This window comes from Streptomyces sp. NPDC047061, assembly GCF_040643955.1.
In the GTDB taxonomy this organism is placed as follows: Bacteria; Actinomycetota; Actinomycetes; order Streptomycetales; family Streptomycetaceae; genus Streptomyces.
Window position 1 is genome coordinate 81,625 of record NZ_JBEYVI010000006.1, and the last position, 12,801, is coordinate 94,425.

General features: G+C 71.0%; 13 protein-coding genes. 5 read left to right on the top strand and 8 right to left on the bottom strand.

Annotated features, from left to right (window positions below):
* Window positions 1-262 precede the first annotated feature (262 nt).
* On the bottom strand, window positions 263-1,654 hold the full coding sequence (locus ABZ887_RS12615; RefSeq protein WP_361286918.1) for a cystathionine beta-synthase: 1,392 nt from the start codon (window positions 1,652-1,654) through the stop codon (window positions 263-265).
* Window positions 1,655-1,804: 150 nt separating this feature from the next.
* Between ABZ887_RS12615 and ABZ887_RS12620 the strand changes: the two genes are divergently transcribed.
* The 3 genes from ABZ887_RS12620 to ABZ887_RS12630 all read left to right on the top strand — a co-directional run bounded on the left by ABZ887_RS12620 (window position 1,805) and on the right by ABZ887_RS12630 (window position 5,472).
* Window positions 1,805-2,863 (top strand): SGNH/GDSL hydrolase family protein, encoded by a 1,059-nt coding sequence (locus ABZ887_RS12620; RefSeq protein WP_361286921.1) that lies wholly within the window; start codon window positions 1,805-1,807, stop codon window positions 2,861-2,863.
* Window positions 2,864-3,187: 324 nt separating this feature from the next.
* Window positions 3,188-4,408 carry an acetyl-CoA C-acetyltransferase gene (locus ABZ887_RS12625; protein WP_361286924.1) on the top strand — a complete coding sequence of 407 codons (1,221 nt, stop codon included), beginning with the start codon at window positions 3,188-3,190 and terminating at the stop codon, window positions 4,406-4,408.
* A gap of 281 nt (window positions 4,409-4,689) precedes the next feature.
* Complete coding sequence (locus ABZ887_RS12630; protein ID WP_361286927.1) at window positions 4,690-5,472, top strand: hypothetical protein; 783 nt, start codon at window positions 4,690-4,692, stop codon at window positions 5,470-5,472.
* Between the two features lie 162 nt (window positions 5,473-5,634).
* On the opposite strand, the gene ABZ887_RS12635 is transcribed toward ABZ887_RS12630, so the two are convergent.
* A complete protein-coding gene (locus ABZ887_RS12635) occupies window positions 5,635-5,946 on the bottom strand; it encodes a hypothetical protein (protein WP_361286930.1) in 312 nt (103 codons plus the stop codon).
* A 118-nt stretch (window positions 5,947-6,064) separates the two neighbouring features.
* Between ABZ887_RS12635 and ABZ887_RS12640 the strand changes: the two genes are divergently transcribed.
* The gene (locus ABZ887_RS12640) at window positions 6,065-6,295 is read left to right on the top strand and encodes a DUF4287 domain-containing protein (RefSeq protein WP_189268002.1); all 231 of its coding nucleotides are present in this window, start codon (window positions 6,065-6,067) and stop codon (window positions 6,293-6,295) included.
* A gap of 79 nt (window positions 6,296-6,374) precedes the next feature.
* Here the strand turns inward: ABZ887_RS12640 and ABZ887_RS12645 are convergent, their stop codons facing one another.
* The 6 genes from ABZ887_RS12645 to ABZ887_RS12670 form a co-directional block, all read right to left on the bottom strand.
* On the bottom strand, window positions 6,375-7,235 hold the full coding sequence (locus ABZ887_RS12645; protein WP_361286934.1) for a Bax inhibitor-1/YccA family protein: 861 nt from the start codon (window positions 7,233-7,235) through the stop codon (window positions 6,375-6,377).
* 195 nt (window positions 7,236-7,430) lie between these two features.
* Window positions 7,431-8,609, bottom strand: a complete 1,179-nt coding sequence (locus tag ABZ887_RS12650; protein ID WP_361286937.1) for a 4-hydroxybenzoate 3-monooxygenase — start codon at window positions 8,607-8,609, stop codon at window positions 7,431-7,433.
* 225 nt (window positions 8,610-8,834) lie between these two features.
* Window positions 8,835-9,512, bottom strand: coding sequence for a hypothetical protein (locus ABZ887_RS12655; protein WP_361286940.1), 678 nt, complete (start codon window positions 9,510-9,512; stop codon window positions 8,835-8,837).
* A 75-nt stretch (window positions 9,513-9,587) separates the two neighbouring features.
* Window positions 9,588-11,495, bottom strand: a complete 1,908-nt coding sequence (locus ABZ887_RS12660) for a hypothetical protein (protein ID WP_361286943.1) — start codon at window positions 11,493-11,495, stop codon at window positions 9,588-9,590.
* A 101-nt stretch (window positions 11,496-11,596) separates the two neighbouring features.
* Window positions 11,597-11,815, bottom strand: coding sequence for a hypothetical protein (locus ABZ887_RS12665; RefSeq protein ID WP_189268007.1), 219 nt, complete (start codon window positions 11,813-11,815; stop codon window positions 11,597-11,599).
* A 75-nt stretch (window positions 11,816-11,890) separates the two neighbouring features.
* Complete coding sequence (locus tag ABZ887_RS12670) at window positions 11,891-12,106, bottom strand: hypothetical protein (RefSeq protein WP_361286946.1); 216 nt, start codon at window positions 12,104-12,106, stop codon at window positions 11,891-11,893.
* 230 nt (window positions 12,107-12,336) lie between these two features.
* Here ABZ887_RS12670 and ABZ887_RS12675 point away from each other — a divergent pair, with 230 nt between their 5' ends.
* Complete coding sequence (locus ABZ887_RS12675) at window positions 12,337-12,732, top strand: helix-turn-helix transcriptional regulator (protein ID WP_361286949.1); 396 nt, start codon at window positions 12,337-12,339, stop codon at window positions 12,730-12,732.
* The last annotated feature ends 69 nt before the right edge of the window (window positions 12,733-12,801 follow it).

A 12,801-nucleotide genomic window follows, 5' to 3' on the forward strand; every position in this document is an offset into this window, starting at 1 on the left:
GAGGGACGGCAGCCGGGTCAGGGCCGGGCTTGCGCGTCCAGGCGTCCATGGAGGTCCGGGAGCCGCTCCGGAGGTCCTTGGACGTTCGGTGTCGGCCGGGGCGGGGAGCCGCTCCCGCCCTGCCGACACCCACTAATCTGCCGGACCCGTGTTAAGCGGGTGCTGCGCGCACGTGACACGCTCGTACCACTTCCGCGAAGTCCACCACTCGGATAGGAAACAGCAAGTTCCCCCGGGTCACGGGCCGTTCACCGGACGTTCGCTACTGCTTGCCGCCCTTGGCGAGAAAGGCCAGCAGGTCCTGTCGGCTGACCACGCCGGTGGGCTTGCCCTCGACGAGGACGATCGCGGCGTCGGCCGCGCCCAGCACCGTCATCAGGTCCCCGACCGGCTCGCCGGAGCCGACCTGGGGCAGCGGGGCGCACATGTGCTTCTCCAGCGGGTCCTCCAGGGAGGCCCGCTTGTTGAACAGCGCGTCGAGCAGCTCGCGTTCGACGACCGAGCCGACGACCTCGGCGGCCATCACGTCCGGGTGGCCGGCGCCCGGCTTGACGACGGGCATCTGCGAGACGCCGTACTCGCGCAGCACCTCGATGGCCTGTCCGACGGTCTCGTCCGGGTGCATGTGGACGAGGGACGGGATGGTGGCTCCGGCCTTGTCGCTGAGCACGTCGCCGACGCGGGCGCTCGGGCCCTCGTCCTCCAGGAAGCCGTAGTCGGCCATCCACTCGTCGTTGAAGATCTTGCTCAGGTACCCACGGCCGCTGTCCGGGAGAAGGACCACGACCACGTCGTCCGGGCCGAGCCGCTCCGCCACCCGCAGCGCGGCCACGACCGCCATCCCGCAGGAGCCGCCGACCAGCAGGCCCTCCTCCTTGGCGAGGCGCCGGGTCATCTGGAAGGAGTCCTTGTCCGACACGGCGACGATCTCGTCGGCGACGGTCCGGTCGTAGGCGGTGGGCCAGAAGTCCTCACCCACACCCTCGACCAGGTACGGCCGCCCGGAGCCGCCGGAGTACACGGAGCCCTCCGGGTCGGCGCCGACGACCTGCACCCGGCCCTCACTGGCGTCCTTCAGGTAGCGCCCGGTACCGGAGATGGTCCCGCCGGTGCCCACGCCCGCCACGAAGTGGGTGATCTTCCCCGCCGTCTGCTCCCACAGCTCGGGGCCGGTCGAGTGATAGTGGGAGAGGGGGTTGTTGGGGTTGGAGTACTGGTCCGGCTTCCAGGCGCCGGGCGTCTCGCGGACCAGCCGGTCGGAGACGTTGTAGTACGAGTCCGGGTGCTCCGGGTCGACGGCGGTCGGGCAGACGACCACCTCGGCGCCGTACGCGCGCAGCACGTTGATCTTGTCGGTGCTCACCTTGTCGGGGCACACGAAGATGCACTTGTACCCCTTCTGCTGGGCCACGATCGCCAGCCCCACCCCGGTGTTCCCGCTGGTCGGCTCGACGATCGTGCCACCGGGCTGCAGCTCCCCGCTCTTCTCCGCGGCCTCGATCATCCGCAGCGCGATGCGGTCCTTCACGGACCCGCCCGGGTTGAAGTACTCGACCTTGGCGAGCACGGTGGCCTGGATGCCCTGGGTGACGCTGTTGAGTCTCACCAGCGGGGTGTTGCCGACGAGACTGATCATCGAGTCGTGGAATCGCACCGTTGTCTCCGGTTGCTTGCAAAAGGTGTGGTCCTAGTGGTGTGGCCAGCCTAAGGCCCTGTTCCGGAGGTTCACTCCCCGTTGAGATTGACGCACGGGCTGTACGGGGCAAGGAGTGGATGTGCGGCAACGAGGAGGTGGCGGCGACGCATGACGAACATGTCGAGGGCGCGGGTGGCCCGGCGGATCGCGGCCGGGGCGGCGTACGGCGGCGGCGGGGTCGGGCTGGTCGGCGCGGCCGCGGTGGGCCTGGTGCTGGCCGAGGTGCGGATGGCCAGGACGGCGGTGCACAACGGCAACAGTGGCGGCCGGGTGCCGCCGGCGGACGGCCGCTACGGCGTCGGATACGACGCCTGCGGTGAGCCGCCCATCCGCCTGACCATGCTCGGCGACTCCACGGCCGCCGGGCAGGGCGTGCACCGCGCCGCCCAGACACCGGGCGCGCTGCTGGCGTCCGGGCTCGCCGCGGTCGCGGAACGCCCGGTGGAGCTCAGCAACGTGGCCCTTCCCGGTGCCCAGTCCGACGACCTGGACCGCCAGGTCGCCCTCGTGCTGGGTACGGGCTCGCCCATCCCCGACGTCTGCGTCATCATGATCGGCGCCAACGACGTCACCCGCCGCATGCCGCCGACCCGCTCGGTCCGTCACCTCTCGGCGGCCGTCCGGCGGCTGCGTACGGCGGGGGCCGAGGTGGTGGTCGGCACCTGTCCCGACCTGGGCACGATCGAGCCGGTGCGGCAGCCGTTGCGCTGGCTGGCCCGGCGGGCCTCCCGGCAGCTGGCGGCGGCCCAGACGATCGGCACGGTGGAGCAGGGCGGCCGCACGGTGTCGCTGGGCGACCTGCTCGGCCCGGAGTTCGCGGCCAACCCGCGCGAGCTGTTCGGCCCCGACAACTTCCATCCCTCTGCGGAGGGCTACGCCACGGCGGCGATGGCGGTGCTGCCGACGGTCTGCGCGGCGCTGGGCCTCTGGCCTGCGGAGGAGGAACGCCCCGACGTCACCCGCCGCGAGGGTTTCCTGCCGGTCGCGCGGGCCGCGGCGGAGGCGGCGGCCGAGGCAGGCACGGAGGTCACGGCGGCGATGCCGACGGGGCCGCGGGGACCGTGGGCCCTGCTGAAACGCCGGCGGCGCCAGCACGTGGAACCGCCCACCCTGCCACCCGACTCGGCTTCCGAGGAGGCGAGGTCGAGGGCCGGTACGACCGAGTAGGGGGACGGTGGGGTGGGCCGGGGCCGGGGGTGGGGACGCTTACCGGCGCTGGCAGGGTGCCGCCGCGCCCACCCGTGCCGCCCTGCGGCACGCCTGCCCGCAGCTATGTAGCTGACGCGACTGCAGCGCCCCGAAAGGGGCGCGGGGAACTGCGCGATCGGCCCCCACCGGCCCGCACCCGGCGACGCGCCTCCGGTACACCACCCAAGCAAGCGCTTAGAAAGTGCGGCCAGTGTCACACCCCGACACCGGTGACCGATGACATACGTACCGGTAACTTCCGAAGCGGCCCTGCCCACCTTCGTACGCCAATGGAGCCGTGAGATGCCCGAAGCCGTCATCGTCTCGACCGCCCGTTCCCCGATCGGCCGCGCCGTCAAGGGCTCCCTGAAGGACCTGCGCCCCGACGACCTCACCGCGACGATCATCCAGGCCGCCCTCGCCAAGGTCCCCGAGCTGGACCCGCGGGACATCGACGACCTGATGCTCGGCTGCGGCCTCCCCGGCGGCGAGCAGGGCTACAACCTCGGCCGGATCGTCGCCGTGCAGATGGGCATGGACTACCTGCCCGGCACCACGATCACCCGGTACTGTTCCTCGTCCCTGCAGACCAGCCGCATGGCCCTGCACGCCATCAAGGCCGGCGAGGGCGACGTCTTCATCTCGGCCGGTGTCGAGATGGTCTCCCGCTACGCCAAGGGCAGCTCCGACGGCCTCCCGGGCACCACGAACCCGCTCTTCGACGAGGCCCAGGCCCGCACCGCCGCCACCGCCGCGTCGACCGGCTCCACCTGGCACGACCCGCGCGAGGACGACCTGCTCCCCGACCCGTACATCGCGATGGGCCAGACCGCCGAGAACCTGGCCCGCATCAAGGGCGTCACCCGCGAGGACATGGACGAGTTCGGCGTCCGCTCCCAGAACCTCGCCGAGGAAGCCATCAAGAACGGCTTCTGGGAGCGGGAGATCACCCCGGTGACGCTGCCCGACGGCACGGTCGTCAGCAAGGACGACGGCCCGCGCGCCGGCGTCACCCTGGAGGGCGTCGCCGGCCTGAAGCCGGTCTTCCGCCCCGACGGCCTGGTCACCGCCGGCAACTGCTGCCCGCTGAACGACGGCGCCGCCGCGGTCGTCATCATGAGCGACACCAAGGCCCGCGAGCTGGGCCTGACCCCGCTCGCCCGGATCGTGTCGACGGGCGTCACCGGCCTCTCCCCCGAGATCATGGGCCTCGGCCCGGTGGAGGCGAGCAAGCAGGCGCTGAGCCGCGCCGGTCTCACCATCGACGACATCGACCTGGTCGAGATCAACGAGGCGTTCGCCGCCCAGGTGATCCCCTCCTACCGCGACCTGAACATCCCGCTGGAGAAGCTGAACGTGAACGGCGGCGCCATCGCCGTCGGCCACCCCTTCGGCATGACGGGCGCCCGCATCACCGGCACGCTCATCAACTCCCTCCAGTTCCACGACAAGCAGTTCGGTCTGGAGACCATGTGCGTCGGCGGCGGCCAGGGCATGGCGATGGTCATCGAGCGCCTCAGCTGAGCGTTTTGAGCCCCTGAGTAACCGTCACGGGACGCACCGTGACACCACGGCCCGGTGTTCGAGAAAACCCCGAACACCGGGCCGATTTGTGATCCAATCTCCCCCAGGATGTGACCTATCTCCCTCTGTGGAGATATCACCGCAGGTCAGCGCCGTTGTCCCGGTAAACCCCAGGGCCAAAGTCCTGTCCGTTTCGTGACGTTACGCACTGACAGCTTGATAGTCCACCCTTCAAGCTGATGTAGGAAGTCGGGGGTCGACTTTGAACCGGGAGTACGTCAGTGAGCGCCATGCCGATCGCCTTGCTGCTCACCACGGCCGCCACGGGCGCCGTGGGCGTCGCTGTCCTGCGCACCGTTCTGAAGCTGCGCCGTCAGGTCGCCGAGCTGCACACCCAGCTCGCCCAGAACCAGGCCGCGACCTTGCGCGCCCTCATGCCGGCGGCTCGCAGCCACGCCGCCGCCGAGGAGATACGCGCCGCCGTGGCGGAGGCGCTGGCCGAGGAGCGGGAGCGGGAGCTGGCCGAGGCGCGTGCCTTCTGGGCCGCGCAGGAGGCGCGTGACGCCTCCGACGCGCCGTCGCTGCTGGGGCTGGCGGACGGCGAGCCGTTCCTGCCCCGGCAGACGGACTTCGTGGGTCTTGAGCCGGTCGCCGAGCCGGCCACGGAGACCGACGAGTTCGCCGGGGAGTCCCCGGAGCTGGCCGCGGCCCGCCGCCGTCACCCGTCCCACCCGGACTTCGTACCGGTGCAGTCGCCGGTGGTGAACGACCACGAGCGCACGGTCGCGGCGCTGGAGCAGCTGGCCGAGTCGCAGGTCGAGCTCTCCGACGTCCGCCCGGGTCCGCTGGGCACGCTGGACGTCTATGTCTTCGCCGACGGCACGACCCTGTGCATGACGCCGGGGCACCGGGAGACGGCGGAGCGGCTGGCTGCCGCCCTGGGCGCCGGTGAGACGCCGTACCTGCTGGGCGGTTCGGGGATCTCCGGCGCGTACACGCTGACGTTCGCGTGCGGCGAGGAGAACGTCTACATCCTGGCGGACCGGGTCATAGCGTCGCTCTGAGGTTCTGCGGTGCGTTGTCGGGTGCGGGTGCGTGGGGGTTGTTCGCGCAGTTCCCCGCGCCCCTAAAAGCAAAAGAAGCGGCGCTGCAGTGCGCCCCTTCAGGGGCGCGGGGAACTGCGCGACCAGCCACAGGGCACCCGCACCCGGCAACGCACCGCCGCCTCACACCCCCGCCCTCTTCTGCGCCTCCTCCACCAGCCGCACCGCATCCCCCACCTCGGCCTCGTTCCTCAGCACCACCGCCAAGTCGTTCCCGGCCACGGTGATTTGGTCGGCCACCGCGAACATCCCCGCGTCCGGCATCTCGCGGCTCTCGGTGCCCGGCTCCTCGACGGCCTGCGCCCACCGGGCCAACTCCCTCGCGAGCCCCAGCGCCTCCGCGGCGGCGCCCCGCTGCAACCGGCTCTGCGGTGCCGCCCTCAGCTTGTCGGCGAAGTGTTCCACGGCACGGGTCAGAGGCGTCGTATCAACCACGCCGTGAGCGTAACGCGTGCCACCGGCTGTCTTGTCACGACTGTTGCCAACACGCCAACACTCAGGCACCGTGACGTGAAGGACCGGCTACAACCCCCTTTGCGCACCGGAGGCGCCGATGTCCCAAGTCTTCTCCATGGAGACCCATCGCAACCTGCTCGCCCGCATCCCCCACTGCACCGGTCGTGAAGTGTCCGACTGGCTGCGTACCGTCGACGAAGGCCCGTCCCTCTTCTGCTTCGAGGAAAAGGTCAGCTGGCTCCGCCACGAGCACAACCTCGCGTACGGCCACGCGAAGGCGTTGATCCACGAGTACGACCTGAGGAGGGCCGCGCGCAAACTTCTCTAGGCGCGCACGCACACAGACGGCGAAGGGCCCCGGGGTGACGACCCCGGGGCCCTTCTGGGTTCAGGCTCTTCTCGCGCGGCTAGTCGTTGCTGCTGAAGATCGCCACCAGGCGCAGCATCTCGATGTAGATCCACACCAGCGTCATGGTGAGGCCGAACGCGGCCAGCCAGGCCTCGTTCTTCGGGGCGCCGTAGGCGATGCCGTCCTCGATCTGCTTGAAGTCGAGGGTCAGGAAGAACGCGCCGAGCAGGATCGCGATGATGCCGACGATCGCGCCGAGCGGGCCGAAGCTGCGCAGTCCGCCGTTCTCGGCGACGCCGAACGCGACCAGCAGCAGGTTGACCGCCATGACCAGCACGAAGGCGATGGCGATGGCCATGCCGATGCGGGCGTAGCGGGCGGTGACGCGGATCCAGCCGGCCCGGTAGACCAGCAGGGTCGCGGCCGAGACCGCCATGGTGCCGAGCACCGCCTGGAACGGGGCGCCGCTCCACTGGCTGTTGTACATCTCGCTGATGACGCCGAGGAAGACGCCCTCGAAGGCGGCGTATCCCAGGATCAGCGCGGGCACCGGGTTGCGCTTGAAGCTCTGGATCATGGCCAGGACGAAGGCGATGATCGCGGAGCCGACGGCCAGGCCGTAGCTGGTGGTCGAGATCGGCAGCAGCGTCCAGGCGAGGACCGCGCCGACGGCGACCGTGCCGAGCGTCGTCGCGGAGCGCGTGATGACGTCGTCCATGGTCATCCGGCCGGTGGTGGCCGGGGCCTGCGGCGGCGCGCCCTGCTGGAGGTCCTGCTGGGCGTAGGGGTTGTTCGCGTACGGGTTCTGCGCGTACGGGTTGCCCTGTGCGTACCCGGCCTGCGGCGCGGTGTTGAAGCCCGCGTAGCCGTTGTCGCGGCTGAACCCCCGTCGCGAGAAGACCGGGTTGCTGCTCCTCATTTCACTCCTCCATGGCCACCTCGCGCGGCCTTGGCATCAAGAGTAATGGATTGGCAAAAGATTGACCCTACTACCTGCGGAGGATCTTTCCCTCACCCTGCTGCGCAACACGCTACGCGGAGCCCTCATTCCCGGCCACGGAGGGCTTCATTCCATGACGAAGCCGGAACACGACCGGAACCGGCCGGAGATCCCTCAGGCGTCCAGGGGGAAGCCGGTGTAGGCCTCCGCGAGGTCGGTCTCGGCGGCCCGGGAGGAGGCGATCCGGCCGAGCCGGGCCAGCTGGAGGCGGGCGCCGAAGGGGCTGTCGCCGGGGCCGGGGTGGAGCATGCTCGTCATGTCGTAGGAGAACCGCTCGGCCTGCCAGATCCGGCGCAGGCAGGTCGCCGAGTAGGCGTCGAGCAGCTCCGGCGAGCCCGTCTCCCGCTCGTGGACCAGGGCGCGGGCGAAGGTGACGACGTCGCCCACCGCCAGGTTCAGCCCCTTGGCGCCGGTCGGCGGCACGATGTGGGCGGCGTCCCCGGCGAGGAAGAGCCGGCCGTGCCGCATGGGCTCGTGGACGTACGAGCGCATCGGTGTGACCGACTTCTGGGTGATCGGGCCGCGCTCCAGGCGCCAGTCGTCGTCGGTCTCGAAGCGGCGCTCCAGCTCGTCCCAGATCGCCTCGTCGGTCCACGCCTCGGCGTCCGTGTCGGCCGGCACCTGGAGGTAGAGACGGGAGACGGACGGGGAGCGCATGGAGAGCAGGGCGAAGCCGCGGTCGTGGCGGGCGTAGACCAGTTCGTCGTGGGAGGGGGCGACGTCGGCGAGGATGCCCAGCCAGCCGTAGGGGTAGGTCCGCTCGAAGACCCGGGAGAGGGACTCCGGGAACGCGTTGCGGGCGACTCCCCAGAAGCCGTCGCAGCCGACGACGTACGCGCACTCCAGGACGTCCTCCCGGCCCTCGTGCCGGAACCGCACCCGCGGCCGCCCGCTCTCGGCGCCCGCCACCTCCAGCGCCTCCGCCTCGAAGAGCAGCGGGCCGCCCTCCTTGAGCTGGAGGGCGATGAGGTCCTTGCAGACCTCGGTCTGGGCGTAGACCATCACGGACCGGCCGCCGGTGAGGCCGGGGAAGTCGACGCGGTGGCGCTGCCGGTCGAAGCGGAGCTCGATGCCGTCGTGGCGCAGGCCCTCGCGGTCCATCCGCTCCCCGGCGCCGGCCGCGCGCAGCACGTCCACGGTGCCCTGCTCCAGGATCCCGGCGCGCTGGCGGTGCTCGACGTAGGAGCGGTCACGGCTCTCCAGGACGACCGAGTCGATGCCCGCGTTGTGCAGCAGCCGCGCGAGGAGGAGCCCGGCGGGTCCGGCTCCGATGATGCCGACGGTGGTGCGCATCGGTCGTTCCCTTCGACGTTCGTCTGGTTCGCCCGGCCCGGCATGGTCGCCTTGTTCGCCTGGTGAAATTTCCTTCACTTCGTTCGCTCGAGTCTCCGTCCGGTCATACCCGATGTCAATGGACACACCCGATGTCGGCCGTCGAGGCGGCGCACACGGCAGGCCGCCGGGCCCGCGGGAGGCGGTCGCGGGCCCGGCGGCCGGTGCACGGGACGGTCGGACGGGTCAGCGGCCCGGCCAGCCGTCCAGGTGGCGGTGGAGGGTGACGTCCTTCTGCGGGTCGCCCTTCGGCGCCTTCGCGACCGCGTCGTGCAGGACGGCGGTGACCTCGGCGGCGAGCCCGTCGGCCTTCGTGCGCAGGTCGGCGGCGGGCAGGGTGGAGCGGGTCAGCGCGTCGAGCCGGCGGTGGATGTCGTCGAGCCTGCCCCGGGTGGCGTCGTCGAAGCGCAGTGCGGTCGGCGTGGAGACCACGAACTGGTAGGCCCCGGCGAGGGTCTGGCAGCCCGTGCACTCCTTGTTGGCGGCGTCGCTGAGGTTCACCGCGTTCAGGTGGGTGCGCTCGTTCCCGGCGACCGTGACGATCTGGAAGGAGAGGGCCACCGAGCGGCAGTGGTCGTCCGCCGAGCAGCCGGCCGAGACGGCGTTGGCCTGGTTGCGTACGGCGGTGGCGTTCACCGTGCCGAACTGGCGGACCGTGAAGGAGTCCCTGGCCTGGGTGTGGTGCCCGCGGTCGGCGTGGCTGAAGACGTGGTCGGAGACGACCGCGGCGTGCGGGGCGGCGGTGGCCGCCTGTGCGGGTACGGCGGTGGCCGCCCCGGCTACCCCGGCGGCGAACAGGCCGATCCGGACGGCCCGCCGGGTGAGCGGACCTGGGGTGGTGCGGGTTTTTCGGTGACTGCTCATGGAGTGCTCCTGTGCTCCGGTGCTGCTGCGGTGAGTGGTTGGCCGCCGCCCGTCAGGACGTGGCCGGGGCCGGCGTCAGGACGTGGCCGGGGCCGGGCTCGGCGAGTCGCTGGCCGGCGGCGGGGACGGGCTGGGTGTCGGGGACGCCGGGACGCTCTCCGACGGGGTGGGCGTCGGGGACTCCGGCACGCTCGCCGGCGGCGAGGACACCGGTGAGGTGACCGGTCCCGCGCTGGTCGGCGCCTGCGATGCGCTGGCGCCCTGCCCGGGGCTGCCCGGCACCGAGGCGGAGGGCGACGCCGAGGCGGACGCGCCCGGCGACGCCGCCCCGGCCGAGGGCGCGGCGCTCGCCCCGGCCGAGGCGGCCGGCACGCCGGACACGGTGTCCGACGGGGCACCGGAGTCCTCCGGCCGGTCCGGGGTCGAGGCCTGCCGCGCCGGCGGCGGTTCCTCGGTCGGCACCCCCGGCTGGAGGATCGGTGCGATCGGCGGCTGCTTGGGCAGCGGCTTCGGGGTCACTCCGGACACCCAGGCGTAGCTGAGCCCGGTGAGCCCGGCGAGGGCGAGGGCGCAGACGGCCAGCCGCAGCCGGGGGCGGCCCTCCGTGGAACGCTTCGCCGCCCGGATGATGCGTCCGCCGATCTTCACGGACAGATAGACGACACCGGCCATCGGGCAGAGCAGCATCACGCAGCCGATCGTCCCGACCAGGCCCTCGACGATCTTCCCGTCCACGAACGCCGAGCCGGTGCCGAGGAGTTGCTCGGTCAGCGAGCGGATCATCGTGGTGAGGATCCGCGGCAGGTTCCACAGCGCGTACCCGAGTTCGCCGATGATCAGCGGGACCATGGTGAGCACCCAGGTGGCGACGATGGCCCGCGCCGACTTCTTCAGCCCGGCGACCTCCTGGCGGGCCCGGTCCCCCCGCCGCCCCGGTACCAGGCCCAGCAGGATCGGCTTGATCTTGCCGTACAGGTCCGGGACCCCGGCCAGGTCGCCGAGGATGTAGTAGCCGTCCAGCCGTACGGCCGGCATCAGCTGTTCCATGATCTCGAAGTGCCCGAGGTACACCGTGGCCAGGAAGAACTGGGCCCCGGTGGCGAAGTAGGCGCCGACCATCGCCAGCATGAAGACGACGTTGAAGTAGACACCGCCCAGGTCGGTGCGGAGCCGGCCGCCCCGTCCGATCCGGTAGACGTCGGTGACGTCGGTGTACATCGACGGCCAGATGAGGAAGAGCCCGCACCCGATGCAGCCGGGGCGGGCTCCGCCGTATCTGCACGCCGAGGCGTGTCCGAACTCGTGGAAGACGAGGGAGGCCACGGTGAGCACGAAGACGACGAGGATCAGGACCGGCTGGTCGAGCACCTCCAGGACGGGCTCGATCGCCCCGAAGAACCCGAACAGCCAGACGTCCATGGCTATGGCCGAGCCCAGCACCAGCGCGACCACGGCCGGCCGGTGCAGCCACGCCAGCGAACGCGCGATCTTCGCCGTCCGCCGCTCGTTGAAGATGACCCGGTGGCCCTTGAGGGCGAGCAGCAGGTCGGAGCGCGGGGCGTCGACCTCGTCGTCCTCCTGGCCCTCCGGGACCGTCACACCCAGCGGTTCCAGCTTCTTCTCGACGAGGAAGCGGATGTTCTCCCCGCTGACCTCGCGACCGAAGCGGGCGCTGACCCGGTGCGCGATGGCCTCGGCATCGCGGACGCCGTCGACCGACGACGCCACCAGGTACAGCAGCCTGGACAGCTGCACGACCTGCCCGTCCCCCCGACGGGCGATGTACTTGGGCTCGGTGAAACCCGATCCCTGGTACTCGCCGTGCAGCCGCAGCCCCGCGCTCAGCCTCGGAGCCGGCGACGGCTGGTCGACGACCGGCAGGTTGCCCGTCGCCACCTGCTCGTAGGTCACCGGCCAGCCGCCGGGTCCGGGCACCGGGCCCGTGTCGTACACTGCGGCGGCCCCGTCTCCGAGCACCGTCATATGTGGTCTCCCCCCGAGTCCCCATGGTGTTCCGCCCGGTGTTTCCCCCCCGACAGCCGGGGGCGCCACCGCCGGGGCGACGGCGGCGGCGCCCCTGGGAACTACTGGGTGACGCTGATCGTCTGCGCGGCCGACGACTCGGCGGACGACCAGGCGGAGTGGTCGTTCAGCGCGGCGGACTGGTTGGACGCGTCGATGTTCGCGATGTGCTTGGTGACGTTGACCGTCTTGCCGAAGCTGAACTTCAGGCGACCGAGGGCCTCACGGCCCGGCAGCAGCTCGGCGGACTCGTTCTCCAGCTCGTTCATGTCCATGCTCATGACGGATGTCCCTTCGTTTCGTGTGCGATGAGGTTGAGGTCGATCTCGGTGCCGGCGCCGTGCGCCAGGGCGGTGCTACTGGGTGACGCTGATGCTCTGACCGGCACCGGAGTCGGCCACCGACCACGACGAGTGGTCGTTCAGCGCGGCGGACTCGTTGTGGGCGCTGATGTTCGCGACGTGCTTGGTGACGTTGACCGTCTTGCCGAAGCCGAACTTCAGGCGACCGAGGGCCTCGCGACCCGGCAGCAGTTCCGCGGACTCGGCCTCGAGCTCGTGGGCGTCCATCATGATCTTTTCCCCCTCAGGGATAGACATTTCCGATCGGACCGAGTCAGGTTCCCCCCGGACTCTGTCCAATCTGGTCGGACGTGCTGTCCAACGAGATTGGACACTACGGGCTCGGGAACCCACCGCGCAACCCCTTCTGGAAATCACCCTCTCGGCCTATCGCGGACCCGCCCGTAGAATCGGCCGCGACATGGCGGACTCCGCAGGTGGCGAGCAGGAAGTGACGGTCAGTGGCCAACGCACTGCAGCAGTTGATCCGTGAGCACCTCGACCGCAAGGGCTGGTCCTACGGCGACGTGGCACGGCGCGGCGGCGTGCCCCGCTCCACCGTGCACCACCTGGCCACCACCGAACGCGTGGTCCGGATGCCCCAGGCGACCACCCTGGAAGGCCTGGCCAAGGGGCTGGAGCTGCCCCTGGAGACGGTGCGCCGCGCCGCCGCCGAGGCCTGCGGGATCCACGTGTACGACACCTCGCCGGCCGCGGACCCGAACGGCGCGGCCGGCCCCGCCGACCCCGAGGTCGCGCTGCTCATCGCCAGCGTCCAGAAACTGTCGGCCGACGACCGCCGGCACGTCACCGCGCTCGTCGAGTCACTGCTGGACCGCGCACCCCGGGAGAAGTGAGCGCCTCCGGACCGCTCCCGGGCGCTCTTCCGTCAAGTCGGAAAAAGAATCCAACTCCGCACGAAAGCG